Annotated in this window: 12 protein-coding genes and 1 tRNA gene; 2 read left to right on the plus strand and 11 right to left on the minus strand. The window is 50.2% G+C overall.

Features of this window, described 5'->3' with window-relative positions; translation table 11 throughout:
* Positions 1-53 precede the first annotated feature (53 nt).
* The 10 genes from ACH1XZ_RS16870 to ACH1XZ_RS16915 form a co-directional block, all read right to left on the minus strand.
* Positions 54-683, minus strand: a complete 630-nt coding sequence (locus ACH1XZ_RS16870) for a hypothetical protein (protein WP_320702916.1) — start codon at positions 681-683, stop codon at positions 54-56.
* Between the two features lie 57 nt (positions 684-740).
* Complete coding sequence (locus tag ACH1XZ_RS16875; protein WP_194302381.1) at positions 741-1,460, minus strand: M48 family metallopeptidase; 720 nt, start codon at positions 1,458-1,460, stop codon at positions 741-743.
* An 18-nt stretch (positions 1,461-1,478) separates the two neighbouring features.
* On the minus strand, positions 1,479-4,757 hold the full coding sequence (locus ACH1XZ_RS16880; RefSeq protein WP_395596490.1) for a type I restriction endonuclease subunit R: 3,279 nt from the start codon (positions 4,755-4,757) through the stop codon (positions 1,479-1,481).
* On the minus strand, positions 4,754-5,800 hold the full coding sequence (locus ACH1XZ_RS16885; RefSeq protein ID WP_069303580.1) for a virulence RhuM family protein: 1,047 nt from the start codon (positions 5,798-5,800) through the stop codon (positions 4,754-4,756). Before ACH1XZ_RS16885 ends, ACH1XZ_RS16880 begins: the two co-directional genes overlap by 4 nt.
* Positions 5,797-6,987 carry a restriction endonuclease subunit S gene (locus ACH1XZ_RS16890; protein WP_395596491.1) on the minus strand — a complete coding sequence of 397 codons (1,191 nt, stop codon included), beginning with the start codon at positions 6,985-6,987 and terminating at the stop codon, positions 5,797-5,799. The genes ACH1XZ_RS16885 and ACH1XZ_RS16890 overlap by 4 nt, the downstream gene beginning before the upstream one ends.
* Positions 6,977-8,500: a type I restriction-modification system subunit M gene (locus tag ACH1XZ_RS16895; protein WP_395596492.1), complete on the minus strand. Its 1,524-nt coding sequence runs from the start codon at positions 8,498-8,500 to the stop codon at positions 6,977-6,979. Before ACH1XZ_RS16895 ends, ACH1XZ_RS16890 begins: the two co-directional genes overlap by 11 nt.
* Positions 8,501-8,506: 6 nt before the next feature.
* A complete protein-coding gene (locus ACH1XZ_RS16900; RefSeq protein ID WP_395596493.1) occupies positions 8,507-9,085 on the minus strand; it encodes a restriction endonuclease subunit S in 579 nt (192 codons plus the stop codon).
* A 55-nt stretch (positions 9,086-9,140) separates the two neighbouring features.
* Positions 9,141-9,407, minus strand: coding sequence for a hypothetical protein (locus ACH1XZ_RS16905; RefSeq protein WP_395596494.1), 267 nt, complete (start codon positions 9,405-9,407; stop codon positions 9,141-9,143).
* 474 nt (positions 9,408-9,881) lie between these two features.
* Complete coding sequence (locus ACH1XZ_RS16910; protein ID WP_395596495.1) at positions 9,882-11,141, minus strand: tyrosine-type recombinase/integrase; 1,260 nt, start codon at positions 11,139-11,141, stop codon at positions 9,882-9,884.
* A gap of 198 nt (positions 11,142-11,339) precedes the next feature.
* A tRNA-Leu gene (locus ACH1XZ_RS16915) sits at positions 11,340-11,424 on the minus strand.
* Positions 11,425-11,639: 215 nt separating this feature from the next.
* Between ACH1XZ_RS16915 and ahr the strand changes: the two genes are divergently transcribed.
* Positions 11,640-12,659 (plus strand): NADPH-dependent aldehyde reductase Ahr, encoded by a 1,020-nt coding sequence (ahr, locus tag ACH1XZ_RS16920; RefSeq protein WP_185670116.1) that lies wholly within the window; start codon positions 11,640-11,642, stop codon positions 12,657-12,659.
* A 43-nt stretch (positions 12,660-12,702) separates the two neighbouring features.
* Here the strand turns inward: ahr and ACH1XZ_RS16925 are convergent, their stop codons facing one another.
* The gene (locus ACH1XZ_RS16925; protein WP_395596496.1) at positions 12,703-14,340 is read right to left on the minus strand and encodes a dihydroxyacetone kinase subunit DhaK; all 1,638 of its coding nucleotides are present in this window, start codon (positions 14,338-14,340) and stop codon (positions 12,703-12,705) included.
* A gap of 134 nt (positions 14,341-14,474) precedes the next feature.
* Between ACH1XZ_RS16925 and ACH1XZ_RS16930 the strand changes: the two genes are divergently transcribed.
* Positions 14,475-15,974 (plus strand): helicase HerA-like C-terminal domain-containing protein, encoded by a 1,500-nt coding sequence (locus ACH1XZ_RS16930; protein WP_395596497.1) that lies wholly within the window; start codon positions 14,475-14,477, stop codon positions 15,972-15,974.
* The last annotated feature ends 160 nt before the right edge of the window (positions 15,975-16,134 follow it).

The following is a 16,134-nucleotide window of genomic DNA, read 5'->3' on the forward strand; positions in this document are numbered from 1 at the left end:
TTATAACAGTAATTGGCCTGCTTCGCTTTTTGCACATGGTGCGCAGCGGTACATTATCTTTTTCCCAAGGAAGGTAAACCGCCGGATACAACAATTCTACGCCCGCCAATGTATTGGTCCATGATATCTCGAGAACTGGCATTTCTGTTTTTTTTACTCTTTGCCGTTACTTTCTTGTTTTTGCTGGATTTGCTTTTTGCAGCAAGTCTTTTCTTGGCATGGGCAAGCAGAATGAGCCGCCCTGACATCAAACTCTGTCTGGAAGTATCCGCCGCATCATAGCCATTCACGATGGTCATTATTTCTTTTTCAATTTCAGATAACGTTTTTTCAGCAACGAATTTCTCTACTACAGCGGAGTATTTTTTATCGAGCGGTTGAGTTATCGCCCATTGATAGGAAATCGTCGTTACACTGTTTTTCTTTGTAGGGTTGCTACTGATGGGAGAAGAGCTTGGTCTTTCTGAATGGGCTTTATTTATATGCTTTTCTAATCTTTTCGCGTCCTTGAGAGAGACGTTACATACTGGACATTTGCAGGTTTGACGGGCAATAAGCGATGCCTCAGCTACCGGCTTAGCCGGATGAGGTACCATCTTCCAGCCATGATTGGTTAGCAAATGGCTGGACAGCACCGTCACCTCAACTGCGGTATTACACAGAGCACATATGATTTTTTCCATATTCTCCTCCCTCAAGCGATGGATGCTGCAGGACAGAAGCATCGCACGCCATTATGTTTAGCTTGTCATTATCATCCCAGCCATCCCGTCCAAACGCTTCTTGATCTTCTCCCAGTCAGGCATTACCTGCCCCATGAGCCGGTAGAAGCGTTCACTATGGTTATGCTCAGCCAGATGACATAGCTCATGCAAAATAACGTAATCGATGCACTCACGCGGGGCCTTTACCAGATTGGGATTCAGGGTCACCCTTCCATTGGGGGAACAACTTCCCCACTGAGTCTGCATGGTAAGAATACGCAATGGCGGTGAGTCACTGACCCATAACGCTTGCTCCAGCATAGCGCTCAGCCTTTTGGCGAAGACTTCGCGGGCTCGAGCCTTATACCAGTCAGTCAGCAACTGCAGAACCTTTTCAGCGCTCTTATGGCGTAAGGTGACTTCCAGCTTGCCACGCAACATTTTTACGCCCTGAGCGTCAGAGGGAGCCACTATCACCTTAAGCATGTACTGTTTGCCCAGGTAATAGTGGCTCTCACCGCTGATATACTGTCGTGGAGTTATATATTCCAGCTGCTTACGGAAGTCCCGTAGCTGCTGATAGATCCAGCGCCCACGCTTTTCAACAGCATTCAGAACCTGTTGGTCATCGGTATCCTGCGGCGCGGATACTACAACCCGGCAGTCGGGATGAACTTTTATCAGGATGCGTCCATTCACCAACGGTCGGGGTTTACACTCGAAGGTAATACGTTCATCACCGTAAATGAAGCTCATTGCTCTTTCGCCCACAATTTAGACTCCGCTCAGCCCTACACGGGTAATCTGGACGATCATTTCCACAATCTTTTTCGCCTGATCCATTCCGCCACCTATTGCCTTACACTCTTTAAACATCATCGGCAGAAGCTTCTTACGAATATCAGCCTCGATATTTTGCGGATTGATCGAGTTCTCAGCCACTGAGATATCAACAGCCTGGTCTACTTCAAAAGCAAGCTTCACCCACTTATCGATAACTTGAGAATCGGTAATGGCAAAAACCTCCGGCAGTACTTTTTTGTACACACCGAAGTAAGCCTGTGCATGGTGATTACCAGCAAATACGTCGGGTATTTCGTTCAGCCGCCGATCCTGTACTTGCTCCTCAAACTCACGAAATAGCATGTACTGCTTGAGAGGATGCTCAAACAGTTTTTCCGCCTCTTCAATAGCCAGACGCAGTAACTTCGAGAAGGCTTCCTGGGCATAAGGATCATCACGTAAATCCTGCTCAATCATCCGGGTTACGCGGGTTTTAATAATATCCGTTTCGTTGCGAGTTTTATCCTCACTCCACTCTTCGGGTCGTTGTCCCATTTTGCTGACTTCATACACTCCATCAGACTCGCGGACTTCTACGCCAACAACGTGTTTATCCAACAGCTTTTTAACCTGTTCTGTGTACTGATCATAATCTACTGTCTCACCGGCATCCTGCTTCACCAGCTGGCGCAAGCTAGTAAATTGCCTCAGCGTCTCTTTATAGTGCTGGCGATCCTCTTCGCTGAAACTCTTATCCTCAAAGAAGGTAGCCGACTGCAACGCCACTTTCAGGCAGCTGGCAAATTGCGTGAGTGCCTCATAAAAGTCCTCACGGACTTTAAGATGCACATCAACCATTTCTCCATGCTTTTCTTCCGTGCGCGGCACCAGCACCTGACGGAGCTGCTCAATATCGTTTTTGTTTTTTACACCTGCGAAAATCGCCCACAGATTTTTATACAGCTGGGGAAGGCGCTTGTACTCCGTACTCATCTGGCCGTACAGCCCCACCAGATCGTCAATATCAAACCCGCCCTGCGTGCGTGATGCCAACTTTTGGTAATCCTCAATGGTGGTATCCAACTCTTTGAGGATGCCCCGATAATCGATTAACAGACCAAATTTTTTCTTAGGATGAAGGCGGTTAACACGGGCTATGGCCTGAATCAGGTTATGCCCCTTAAGAGGCTTATCGATGTAAAGCACGGCGTTTTTGGGTTCATCAAATCCGGTAAGTAACTTATCGACCACAATAAGTAGCTTCAGCGAATCATCTTTATCAAAACGCTCAATGACATTACGCGTGTAAACCTGCTCATCCTGAGAGCCGACATTATCTTTCCACCATTTGGTCACATCAGGGATACCAGATTCATCCACCTCGGTATTTCCTTCACGCGTGTCAGGAGAACTAATGACCACTGCAGACTCAAACAGTCCGGCTTCATCAAGATACTTTTTGTATTTTATCGCTGCAGCTTTACTGTCACAGGCGAGCTGCCCCTTCAAGCCATCGTCGATGTTTTTGACAAAATGGTTGGCGATATCCAGTGCAATAAGGTGGATGCGATCGTCAGCGTTATACACCTGCCCTTTATTAGCAAACTTACGCTTCAAGTCGGCTTTTTGTTTATCCGTTAACCCCTCGGTGATACGGTCAAACCAACTATCTATAGCTCGTTCATTAACATTCAGCTCGGGCGGCCTCTCTTCGTAGAGAAGCGGAGTGACTGTCTTGTCCTCTACCGCACGCTGCATGGTGTAAGCATGAACGATGGGACCAAATTTATTAGTGGTCTTATCATCTTTCAGCAACGGCGTACCGGTGAAAGCAACAAAGGCCGCGTTGGGTAGAGCCAGCTTCATGCGTTGATGACTCTCACCGCCATGACTACGGTGGCCTTCATCGATCAACACAATGATATCGGGGCTGGTATTCACGCACTCGGGCAGGCGGGTGGCCGTGTTAAATTTCTGAATCAACGAGAAGAGAATGCGCTCAGTACCCTTGCCAATCTGTTCGGCTAAACGTCTGCCAGAGGTGGCAATGGCATCGGCTTTATCCCTTTTACCGGCCAGCTCCCCGGTTGAGATAAAGGTGCGACTGAGCTGGTTTTCCAAATCGACGCGATCGGTTACGACGATGATGCGGCACTGCTTGAGAGTTTCACTCAGAATCAGCGCCTTGCTGAGGAAAACCATCGTCAGCGACTTACCTGAACCCGTGGTATGCCAGATAACCCCACCGTTGCGGCTACCATCAGGGTTCTTCGTTTCTATCCGCTGTAGCAGCCGTTTGATACTGAATACCTGCTGATATCGGGCAATGACCTTACCGGCTTTCTTATCAAACAGCGTGAAGAAACGTGCCATATCCAGTAGACGTTCAGGTAAAAGCAGACTGATAAGTAGCTGGTCCTGGCCCGTTAAAGCTAGTTCACCCGCTGCAATCAGGTTCTGATACCATTTCAGGCAGCCAACCGGACGATGGCTGAAGATTGACTCCATCTGCTGTGCTGTGAGCTTGCGGTTTTTGACGGCAAGCATCTCCAGATCGGAGATATCTTCTTCCCGCCATGTCGCCCAAAACTTGGCTGGTGTTCCGCAAGTCCCATAACGCCCATCATGACCGTTTATCGACAGTAAGATCTGACTGTAGGCAAACAGTCTCGGAATTTCATCATGGCGCTGGTTGCGCAGACTTTGAGATATCCCTTCATCAATAGTCGGCCCTTTTTTAGCATTGCCATCCGGGCGCTTAGCCTCGATGACCACCAACGGAATACCATTCACAAAGCAGACAATATCTGGCCTGCGCACCTCAATGCCGTTAGCGCGTGTCACGCTGAATTCTTCGGTGAAAACAAAGCTGTTATTTTGCGGGTTGTTCCAGTCAATCAACGAGATTGTTGGGTTCACCCGCTTGCCATCGATAAATTCCGTCACTGAAATGCCGTACAACAAGTGGTTGTACAAGTGTTCATTGGCGGTAATCAATCCCTGGTTTAATGCCGGGCTGTTAACTTCGGCAATTAGGCTTTCAATCGCTTTGTCGGAAATGACATGCTCTTTACCGGCAAAGATAAACGTTCTCTTGGCTAACTGTTCACGCAAAATCTGGTTTAAGACCACCTGATCTGCCTTGCCTGCTCGCGCAGATAAGGCTTGCTGAGGTGAAATATATGTCCAGCCTAAATTACTCAAGAGGGCCAGCGCCGGGAGCTTGGCGCTGTACTCTTCCTGGAATTTTGGCGCGATCTGCATGCTCATGATGTTCCCTTATCTTTATCGGCTTTCCAGTGCAGTAGCTCGGTAATATCCTTTTCACCCTCGGCCTCTTTTAACAAACGCCGCTGTTCTGCAAATCTTGCATATTCACCCTGAGCTTTTTCATCTGCCATTTTCTTACTGACAGTGCCAGCGCCCTGTAGCACATTACGGTCGTTGAACTGCAGGAATTGATCCAGCTTCTCCTGCCAGTCCTGCAAAAAAACCTGCTGACGTCGCAGCGCCTGATCTTCGGCATAGTCCAGCCACATATTCACTACACGGTTCAGCTCACTGACCTCTTTTTGGGTCAGGTAATTCTTAGCAACCGTGACATCGCCTTTTCGAACGTCATTGCCTTTATAGCTGGTGAGCCCCATATGAGGCTGGCTGGCATCTGCCCGCTGGTGGATCAGCTCAGCGGCTGTACGCCCAGTGCAGGCAAAGTGCAGTTTGTTCTGGATGGTTTGAAAGAAGAGGGTGGTCTCTTTCAGAGTCGGCTGATAATCAGCAGCCAGCGCGAAAATCTCCCGCACACGCAGATAGACGCGCCGCTCGCTGGCACGAATATCACGGATACGTTCCAGCATCTCGTCAAAGTAGTCGGGCACCACAGAAGAGCCAACGGGCGGATTCTTCAGCCGCTCATCATCCATCACAAACCCTTTAATCAGATATTCCTGCAGGGTTTGCGTGGCCCACTGACGGAACTGAGTCCCCCGAACTGAGCGGACACGATAGCCAACAGCTAGTATGGCTTCGAGGCTGTAATGCTCTATCTCTCTGGAAACCTGACGTTTTCCTTCCTGGCGAACTATCCGGAATTTCCGGATAGTTGAATTTTGACCAAGTTCGCCTTCTGAAAAGATGTTGATAAGGTGCTCATTGATGGTACGAACATCCTTATCATATAGCTCAGCCATGGATGCCTGAGTGAGCCAAAGCGTATCTGACTGAAAGCGACACTCAACGCGTGCGCGACCATCTTCGCTTTGGAACAGCAGGAATTCACCTGCTGGAGGTTGAGGTAAGTGTTTATCAGTCATGCGGCGTCCACCTCCACACGGCGTTTACCGGTAAGAAGTTGCTGCATCAGGGCTTTTTTTTCTTGTTTTAGGTGATTTAGTTTTTGTTGTAAGAGCTCAATTTCTTGATCTGCCAAGGAAAGAACTTTAGCGATTTTTTTCTGTTCCTGTGAGCTTGGTACTCTAATTTGTAATTTCTTTATATCGTCGCTATTTATGGATTCAAATGTACTGCCTTGGGATAAGGAACACCATCTTGGTTCGAACCAAATCAACCACTGATAAAGATAAGCTTGATTAAATGCTGTTTTTGCTCTTATCGCGGCAATTCCTCTTCCTATGCATGCTTTATGGTTTGATATCGCAATCGTTCCCACTGGGGCTCTAACACTTAACAGAATATCATCAGGGTGACATTCTTTAGTTATCTCTGCAGTGAAAATACGTGGTGCAGATTTTCTATTTTTAATGTCAGCATTGCCTTGGATCAAGGGAAGACCAATCCCATTTTCATTATAGGCTCCAGATTTTGGTGAGGATCCCATTGTAATAACGGCGATTTTTGATAAATGATAAAACTTACATTCATCATTAAATTTCGGAAAACGGTTATTGCCGGTAAGCAATTTTTGCATTAGTGCTTTTTTCTGCTTCTTACTATTGACAAGCATTTCTTCAGTAGTAGCGATCGCCTTCACCCAGGCTGTAAGAATTTGAGCTATTTTCTTTTGCTCTCTGACAGGAGGTACCAAAATTCTAACTTTAGATAAGTCTTTTTGCCCAATATTCGCTCGAACAGCACCTTGGCCTAACTTAATTACTTGTGTTCTATAGCCAGACGCCTGAAACAAAAAAACTGAAAAGTCAGGATGAATTTCATCTACCTTAGGTCGCCCTCTTATTACAAAACCACCAAAGGTAGCAACAACATTATCTAAATAGACTGCCGCCATTGCTATTTCGTCAAATGTTTCTGAAGTGCGATTAAAGAGCACATCACCATACTTCAACTTATAGTCGCCCAGTTGTTTATCTGACATCTGAACTCGACCAATTATCTTGGACTCTGTGAGGATGTCATTTCTAAAAACATCCATAACATTTACAAACTTATATCCAATACCATATTGTTCCTTTTCAGCATTTAAACCATTCTTAAACTCAAACAGATTCCCTAAAATATCTATCTTCCATCCATCAGGCACCATAACCTAACTCCTCCAGATATTTCGCCATCTCCAATTCCAGCTCAACTAACTGTGCTTGCAGTTGCTTACGCTCGGTACGTAGCGCCATCAGATCAATTACCTCTTCTTCTTCAAAGGTATCGACATAGCGAGGAATATTCAGGTTGTAGTCGTTATCGCGGATCTCCTGCAGACTGGCAAGATAAGCATATTTTTCGACGTTATCACCTTCACGGTAGGTTTTAACGATTTTGGTAATATTTTCCGGGCTTAGCTGGTTTTGGTTTTTGCCTGATTTAAACTCACGACTGGCGTCGATAAACAACACGTTATCGTCCACTTTACTCTTTTTAAAGATCAGGATTGCAGCAGGTATACCTGTACCGAAGAATAACTTTTCTGGCAAACCAATCACCGCATCAAGGAGATTTTCTTCAATCAACTTCTGCCGGATTTTTCCCTCACTGGAACCGCGGAACAACACTCCATGGGGAACCACCACCCCCATACGTCCGGTTTTCGGCTTCATGGTTTCGATCATATGCAGGATAAATGCATAGTCGCCCTTGGTTTTAGGCGGCAGACCACGACGAAAACGGCTGAACTGGTCGTCAGAAATATCTTCAAGCCCCCATTTCTCCAGTGAGAAAGGTGGATTAGCGGTAACCACATCAAACAGCATCAGATTGGCATTTTTATCGAGTAGCTTGGGATTGCGGATCGTATCACCCCACTCGATTTTATGGTTATCCTCGCCGTGCAGAAACATGTTCATTTTAGCCAGAGACCAGGTTGAGCCAATTGCCTCCTGCCCATAAAGCTCATAGTTCTTACTATGGTGCTGTTGAGCCACCCACTTGCCACATTTCATCAAAAGCGAAGCAGAACCACAGGTTGGGTCACAGATCGATTCCCCTGGCTGTGGGTCAAGCAAAGCCGCGAGCAGATCCGACACTTCAGGTGGCGTATAGTACTCTCCGGCTTTCTGACCGCTGTTCGCGGCAAACTTACCAATCAAATACTCATAAGCGTTACCAATTACATCTAATCCCCCCACCCGACTGGGCTTAAGATTCAGCTCCGGATGAGTAAAATCTTCGAGTAGCTGCTTCAAAATCAGATTCTTTTGTTTTTCATCACCAAGCTTATTGGTATTAAATGAAATTTCTTGGAACACGCTCTTGCTACCATCTTTCAGCTTGGTGCCGTTAGCTTCTTCAATTGCGTGTAGAGCAACATCGATACGTTCACCGTTACCCGCCTCACTTCGACGCTTATAAAGAGCATAAAAGCTAGCATCTTTAGGTAGAACAAAGCGTTCATTCTTCATCATCTCTTCAATCAGCTCTGGTTCATCGCCATACTGGGCTTTGTAGCCATCATAGTGATCCTGCCAGACATCCGAGATGTACTTCAGAAACAGCATAGTAAGAATAAAATCTTTGTAGGTATCAGGGCTGATGGTGCCACGGAAAGTGTCACATACGCCCCATAGCACGCGATTGATGCGGTCCTGATCGATCATATTGCTCATAACAAGTTAATCCTTAAGTAATTTTTGCAAAATACCAAGCTCAAGCTGATGGCGATTTTTCTGTAACCTATTGATAAGTTCATCTTCTTTCTGCCATATATGCTGGAGCTCGATAAGCTGTAATTGAGTTTCAATAGGCGGTACCGGGATAGCGACATCCAGCAGCGCTGATTTCGTTATTAACTGAATATTGGTGCCACTCCGATGGAACCACTGCTGAATCGTCGGATGGTTTAAAAGCCAGCACACGTATTCAGGGGCAATCTCACTCTCTTTTCTTTTGATACTAACAATCAGGAACTGGCTGGTAGGAACCACAGGAACCTGGCCACGATATACAATTGCCAGATTACGATTCCCCCTGGCCGCAACAACAATCTCCCCCTGTTCAAGGAATGGAGGAGCGATGCGTTGTTCCCATACGACAGTAGGCAGTACTTTGTGGTTGAACTGCCAGTCCTGATCGAGGTCTTTAATCTGCAACAGACGCACATCTCCTTCAGGGTCAGGCGTGATTGCTCCCCTCAGAGTGTGGCCTGAACGGATGCCTGCAATTTGGCCTAACTTTCTTAAAGGTGTTGGCATACGGACCCCTGATTCATTGCACCATCCCTGGCGCATCTGTTCTTAAGCGTGGCGATTATAAGTTGTTTTTAAGCCATTGAGAGATATTGTCAGAAAGCCCATACCACGCACCATCTCCCCGCAAACCAGTAACGAGTAAACCATCATCGTTATCCATAACGGCTTTGAGATAATCGCGAACCTGAGTTGCCGTTTGCTCGGTGACAATAATCCAGGTTGATTCCAGAGGATGACACCAGGTCCCATAAGACTTGATGCGCACAATGAGCGGGGCATAATCTTTCTGCTTTCGCAGATCGTAAGAAATTTGATAAGCTGGCATAGATTTGATCTCCTAATTTAGACGTTTGGGTTTGAGTCAACGCGACAGATTGCAGTCTGTCGCACCTCATCACTCAAATCTGTAGATCGTGTACAGAGTTAAAAGTGATTTGGTGAAGCTATGATTGAGCAAAAAGATCAGAATGTAAACTAAAAAATAATGCAGTAGCGGACCTACAGAGATGCATATTCGTAAATTAGGTGCAAAAAAACAAACTTCTTACGACACAAGCGATTGATTTTAAATCAATAAAAAATAATCGAGCATGAATGAAACATGCGCAAATATTTTTATAACTTGCGCACTTTTATGCATTTTTGTTAAATGATCTGTGTAATATCATTCAACATTGACGCAAGATTATCCCATACACGTGCACCATCTCCCGTCTTCCCTCCAGGTAGGCCGCATATTTATACATGCCACAAATGGCTTTCCGTTTGGTGGATACCAAATCGTTCTCGTTTGCTAAATTTACTTAGTCTTCAACTTAGCAAAGTCAAACGGACTAATTGATTTTTCTCGATTAATATCCAGATAATCAGCCCACCACTGCAACATCAGTCTCCTCTCTCCCAGATGCTCCGCCTTATGGATATAAGCCGCCCGCACAGAGCTACGCTCCTGATGGCTCATCTGCCTTTCTACCGCATCCCTCGACCACAATCCTGACTCAATAAGTGAACTACACGCCATCGTCCTGAAACCATGCCCACAGACTTCCGTTTTGGTGTCATACCCCATCACTCGCAAAGCCTTGTTAACCGTATTCTCACTCATCGGCTTACGGGGATCGTGATCGCCAACGAAGATCAGCTCTCGGTTCCCATTCATGCTTTTGATCTTTTCCAGAATAGCTAAGGCCTGACGCGATAAGGGAACAAGATGGGGCGTCCGCATCTTTGAACCACGCTGCGAATGTTTAACACCGTCCAGCAGTTCACGCTCACCGGGGATCGTCCACATGGCCGTTTCAAAATCGACTTCTGACCAGCGGGCAAACCGCAGTTCACTTGAACGGATAAAGACTAACAAGGTAAGTTCGACAGCAAGTCGGGTTAATGGTCTTCCGGAATAGTGATCAATACGATGAAGTAATTCAGGTATGCGGTTAAGCTCCAGAGCAGCACGGTGCTGTCTTTTAGCCGTAGCAACTGCACCGGCAATTTCTTGCGCAGGGTTGTAGTCGATTAACCCGCTCTGCACAGCAAAGCGCATAATCGCGGTAGTTCTCTGTTGCAAACGAGCCGCAACTTCGAGACGCCCGGATGACTCCACCGCTTTGATGGGTACAAGCAAATCCCGTGTCTTCAACTCAGCAATGTTCCGCTTACCGATAGCAGCGAAGAGATTATCTTCCAGGCTTTTCAATACACGAGCACTGTGCGATGCCGACCATTTCTGGTTGCTGTTATGCCAGTCTCTGGCAACCACTTCAAACGTTATTGCCTCTTGCTCCTGCTCTACCTTAACGGCTTTCTTGTTCTCACTGGGATCGACGCCATTAGCTAACAGCTTACGGGCTTCGTCCCGGCGTGCCCGAGCATCCGCCAACGACACTTCAGGGTATTTCCCCAGCGCCAGCATTTTCTCTTTACCACCGAAGCGATAACGTAGCCGCCAATATTTGGAGCCGTTGGGGTGAACCAGCAAAACCATGCCATCACCGTCAGTCAGTTTGTAGGCTTTTGCTTCAGGCTTTGCCGAACGAACCTTCACATCACTCAGAGCCATGATGAGTATCCTTTCAAGGGTTCTGTGTGGGTACAAACATTATCGAACCGGGATATACCCGCAGTTGTACCCGCATCAGTAAGTTGATGTAGATTGAATCAGGTTGACTTAGGTTGAGTGAAAAAGCGAGGAAAGCCTTGCAGATACTGGATTTCAGGCACAAAAAAAGACGTCCGTTGACGTCTATTGATGTTCCGATGGTGCCGAAGGCCGGACTCGAACCGGCACGTATTTCTACGGTTGATTTTGAATCAACTGCGTCTACCGATTTCGCCACTCCGGCACTGGAAAGGTATGCGGAAAACGTTGAGGATTATACCTGTAGCGCGCCACCATGCAAGCACCAGCGCAAGCATAACTCGCTAAGTGTCGAAAAAATCAGCACAACTCTAATCTTGGTCACGTTTTCGCAGGCAACCCATAATCCCCCCTTCCGCCAAGCGCCCCGCCCCCACATGCTCTACACTCTCAGTTCAACACCACACTGAGAGATACACGATGTCCATAATAAAAAGCTACGCCGCGAAAAATGCCGGGGCAGAACTGGAAGTCTGGGAATACGATGCCGGAGAGCTGCTGCCGGAAGACGTTGAGGTGAAAGTGGATTACTGCGGGATCTGCCACTCGGACCTGTCGATGATCGACAACGAATGGGGGTTCTCTCAATATCCGCTGGTTGCTGGCCACGAGGTGATTGGTCACGTGGTGGCGCTGGGCAGCGCGGCGCAGAGTAAGGGGCTGAAGATTGGTCAGCGCGTGGGCATTGGCTGGACGGCGCGAAGCTGCGGCCACTGCGATGCCTGTATCGATGGCAACCAGATTAACTGTACCGAAGGCTCGGTGCCGACCATCCTCAACCACGGCGGCTTTGCCGATAAGCTGCGCGCCGACTGGCAATGGGTTATTCCACTGCCGGACAACATTGATATCGAAACCGCAGGCCCGATGCTGTGCGGCGGGATCACCGTCTTTAAACCGCTGCTGATGCATCACGTTACCGCCACCAGCCGCGTAGGGGTGATTGGGATTGGTGGTCTGGGGCATATCGCTATTAAACTGCTGCGCGCGATGGGTGCTGAAGTTACAGCATTCAGCTCCAATCCGTCGAAAGAGCAGGAAGTGCGGGCGATGGGTGCGGACCACGTGGTTAACAGCCGTTCGCCGGAAGCGCTCAAAGCGCTGGCGGGTCAGTTTGACCTGATCATCAACACCGTCAACGTCGACCTGAACTGGCAGCCGTACTTCGAAGCGCTGGCCTCAGGGGGGAACTTCCACACCGTCGGCGCGGTGCTGACGCCGCTGCCGGTACCGGCGTTTACCCTGATTGGCGGCGACCGCAGCGTCTCTGGTTCGGCGACGGGTAACCCGTTTGAACTGCGCAAGCTGATGAAGTTTGCCGGTCGTAGCAAAGTCGCGCCAATTACTGAGCTGTTCCCGATGTCAAAAATCAACGATGCCATCCAGCATGTGCGTGACGGTAAAGCCCGTTACCGCGTGGTGCTGAAGGCTGATTTCTGATGTTTATCCGGCGGCGTTCTGCCGCCGGTTCTTCTCTTAGTCGTTAAGCTTTTGCAAAAGCCGCGAAGACTTCCGCTACGGCCACGGCACCTGGGTCCGGCACGCCGTTCAGGTTATCGCTGTTCACGTATGACGCGCGCCCCGCTTTCGCTTTTTGCATCGTCGCCGTGCTTTCGGCACCCTGCTGTGCTGCCGCAATCGCCTCTGCCAGCCCCTTATCACGCAGCGCTTCCAGCGCCGGTTGCAGGGCATCGATTAACGTACGGTCGCCGGGTGCGGCACCACCGTAGAACTTCATCTGCTTTAGCCCAGCCAGTAGCGCATTGGCTAGCGGTTCGCCCTGCGCCAGCGCCTGCCCGGCGGCGGTGAAGAACAGCGACATCAGCACGCCGCTGGAGCCGCCCATCACCGTTGCCAGACGTTCGCCAATCAGCTGTAGAAGCTGCGCCGGGTTGTTCAGCGGCAGCGCGTTCTGCTTGAGCAGCGTGGCGATATCCTGCGCCCCCAGCGCAAAGGTCGAGCCGGTATCGCCGTCGCCTACTTTGGCATCCAGCGCGTTCAGGCGGCTCTCTAAACCCAACAGCGTCTGAGTAGCTTGTGCCACCAGCGCATGCACCTGCGGATTCTCTGACGGTTGTACCTCCAGCGCGTCGTGTACTTTGGCATGCGCCAGGGTTCTCAGCGGCGCAAAGGCCACGGCTTTTACCCATCCGCTGGTCTCAACGTCGGCCAGCAGCGCCTCTTCAATGGCCTGATTCATAACGATCAGCGAGAGCGAGAAGCCCTTCATATCGAGCGAGCTGACCAGCGTCGCCGGGCCAATCAGATAGGCTATCTGCTCACGCAGCGCGGAGTGCGCAAGCTCTTTGGCGAGCAGCGCCATCTCAAGCTCCGACACGCCGCCCAGGTTGTTGATTAACACCGCCACGCGGTTATCACCCACAGAGGCTTTCAGGGTCTCAACCAGCGTGCCGATCAGCTGTTGGCTGTTATGGCTGCTGACCGTCGAAGCGCCGGGCTCACCGTGGATACCAAGCCCCAGTTCCACCTGACCGGGCTTGATGCGATCTTCGGTCTCACCGCCGGGTAAATTGCAGGTTTCCATCGCCAGCCCCAGGCTGAACACGCCGCGGCTGGCCTGTTGGGCTATCTCGTGTACTTCGCTGAGCGATTTCCCCTGTTCCGCAGCAAAGCCCGCCACTTTATGCACCAGCGCCGTGCCCGCAATGCCGCGCGGCTGTTTGTTATCCGGCAGCGCAACGTCGTCGGCGACAATCACCATCTCGACCTTCAGGCCGTAGCGTTTGGCCTTTTCGGCGGCGAGGCCAAAGTTGAGGCGGTCGCCGGTGTAGTTTTTGACGATCAGCAGGCAGCCGCGATCGCCCGTAACCGCTACAATGGCGTTCAGCACCGCATCAACGCTCGGTGAGGCAAAGAGATCGCCACATACAGCAGCGGTGAGCATGCCCCTGCCGACAAAACCTGCGTGCGCCGGTTCATGGCCGGAGCCGCCGCCGGAGATTATCGCCACCCGGCTTTTATCCCAGTCGCTGCGGGCGACGATACGAATCGCCGGGTCGATATCCAATCGCACCAGGTTCGCGTGAGGTGCGGACAACACTAAGCCTTCAAGCGCATCATCCACAAGATGTTTGCGCTCGTTAAAGAAGAATCTGGACATAACATTCCAAAAAAAAGAAAACCGTATGCAAAGCATAGTCCGCACTGGATAAAGCGCCGCAAAACAGACAATTTACCGCCGCGAGATGTCGTTGTTTTGCCTATACTCGACGCAGAATAAATGGAGGATTACCCATGAGCGCACCTTTGCTTATCGCACGCACCCAGGACAAGCAGCTTGAACTGCTGCCCAATATGGCCAACCGTCACGGGCTGATTACCGGCGCCACCGGTACCGGGAAAACCGTCACCCTGCAAAAGATGGCCGAATCGTTCTCGGAGATTGGCGTGCCGGTCTTTATGGCGGATGTGAAAGGCGACCTGACCGGCGTAGCGGAGGAAGGCCAGGCCTCTGAGAAGCTGATGACGCGCCTGAACAATATCGGAGTGACCGACTGGGAGCCGCATGCTAACCCGGTAGTGGTGTGGGATATCTTCGGCGAGAAAGGCCACCCGGTTCGCGCCACGGTCTCAGACCTCGGCCCGCTGCTGCTGGCTCGCCTGCTGAACCTCAACGAGGTGCAGTCCGGGGTGCTGAATATTATCTTCCGCATCGCCGACGATCAGGGTCTGCTGTTACTGGATTTCAAAGACCTGCGGGCCATCACCCAGTACATCGGTGATAACGCCAAATCGTTCCAGAATCAGTACGGCAATATCAGCACCGCTTCTGTCGGCGCCATCCAGCGCGGGCTGCTGACGCTGGAACAACAAGGTGCCGAGCACTTCTTCGGTGAGCCGATGCTCGACATCAAAGACTGGATGCGTACCGACAGCAACGGTAAAGGCGTCATTAATATCCTCAGCGCAGAGAAGCTCTACCAGATGCCGAAGCTCTACGCTGCCAGCCTGCTGTGGATGCTCTCAGAGCTGTACGAGCAGTTGCCGGAAGCGGGCGACCTCGAAAAACCGAAGCTGGTCTTCTTCTTCGATGAAGCGCACCTGCTGTTTAGCGATGCGCCGCAGGTGCTGCTGGATAAAATCGAGCAGGTGATCCGTCTGATTCGCTCTAAGGGCGTGGGCGTCTACTTTGTGTCACAGAACCCGTCGGATATTCCCGATGCGGTGCTGGGCCAGCTAGGTAACCGCGTGCAGCACGCGCTACGCGCTTTTACACCGAAAGATCAGAAAGCGGTGAAGACGGCGGCGCAAACCATGCGCGCTAACCCGGCGTTTAATACCGAGCAGGCGATTCAGGAACTGGGCACCGGCGAGGCGCTTATCTCGTTCCTTGATGCCAAAGGCAGCCCGTCCATTGTTGAACGGGCGACGGTTATCGCGCCGTGTTCTCGTATGGGGCCAGTAACTGACGACGAGCGCAACGGCCTTATTAATAACTCGCCACTGTACGGTAAATACGAAGATGAGATTGACCGCGAGTCGGCGTTCGAGATGCTGCAAAAAGGGGTGCAGAACAGTGCCGGTCAGGCAGATGCCCCGCCCGCGAAAGGCCAGCAGGGCGCTGATGACGGCATCCTTGGCGGGCTGAAAGATATTATCTTCGGCACCACCGGGCCGCGCGGCGGCAAGCACGATGGTCTGGTGCAAACGGCGGCGAAAAGCGCCGTGCGTCAGGTGACAAACCAGATTGTGCGTGGGATGTTGGGTAGCCTGCTGGGTGGGCGGAAGCGTTAGTTCGTCATCGCCGGTTTGCCGGATGGCGGCTTCGCCTTATCCGGCCTACACCAATCGGTAGCCCGGGCGAGCGTCAGCGACCCCGGGGATAACACCGATGTTCCAAGAAATTTCGGGCATAAAAAACCCGGCGTCGCTATCGCTCGGCCGGGCTACAAGT

This window comes from Kluyvera chengduensis (assembly GCF_044197065.1).
Taxonomy (GTDB): Bacteria; Pseudomonadota; Gammaproteobacteria; order Enterobacterales; family Enterobacteriaceae; genus Kluyvera; species Kluyvera ascorbata_C.

Bases quoted from the DNA above. Each gene is read 5' to 3' on its own strand.
- ACH1XZ_RS16870 (WP_320702916.1), bottom strand. From the start codon at position 683: ATGGAAAAAATCATATGTGCTCTGTGTAATACCGCAGTTGAGGTGACG.
- ACH1XZ_RS16875 (WP_194302381.1), bottom strand. From the start codon at position 1,460: ATGAGCTTCATTTACGGTGATGAACGTATTACCTTCGAGTGTAAACCC.
- ACH1XZ_RS16880 (WP_395596490.1), bottom strand. From the start codon at position 4,757: ATGAGCATGCAGATCGCGCCAAAATTCCAGGAAGAGTACAGCGCCAAG.
- ACH1XZ_RS16885 (WP_069303580.1), bottom strand. From the start codon at position 5,800: ATGACTGATAAACACTTACCTCAACCTCCAGCAGGTGAATTCCTGCTG.
- ACH1XZ_RS16890 (WP_395596491.1), bottom strand. From the start codon at position 6,987: ATGGTGCCTGATGGATGGAAGATAGATATTTTAGGGAATCTGTTTGAG.
- ACH1XZ_RS16895 (WP_395596492.1), bottom strand. From the start codon at position 8,500: ATGAGCAATATGATCGATCAGGACCGCATCAATCGCGTGCTATGGGGC.
- ACH1XZ_RS16900 (WP_395596493.1), bottom strand. From the start codon at position 9,085: ATGCCAACACCTTTAAGAAAGTTAGGCCAAATTGCAGGCATCCGTTCA.
- ACH1XZ_RS16905 (WP_395596494.1), bottom strand. From the start codon at position 9,407: ATGCCAGCTTATCAAATTTCTTACGATCTGCGAAAGCAGAAAGATTAT.
- ACH1XZ_RS16910 (WP_395596495.1), bottom strand. From the start codon at position 11,141: ATGGCTCTGAGTGATGTGAAGGTTCGTTCGGCAAAGCCTGAAGCAAAA.
- ahr (WP_185670116.1), top strand. From the start codon at position 11,640: ATGTCCATAATAAAAAGCTACGCCGCGAAAAATGCCGGGGCAGAACTG.
- ACH1XZ_RS16925 (WP_395596496.1), bottom strand. From the start codon at position 14,340: ATGTCCAGATTCTTCTTTAACGAGCGCAAACATCTTGTGGATGATGCG.
- ACH1XZ_RS16930 (WP_395596497.1), top strand. From the start codon at position 14,475: ATGAGCGCACCTTTGCTTATCGCACGCACCCAGGACAAGCAGCTTGAA.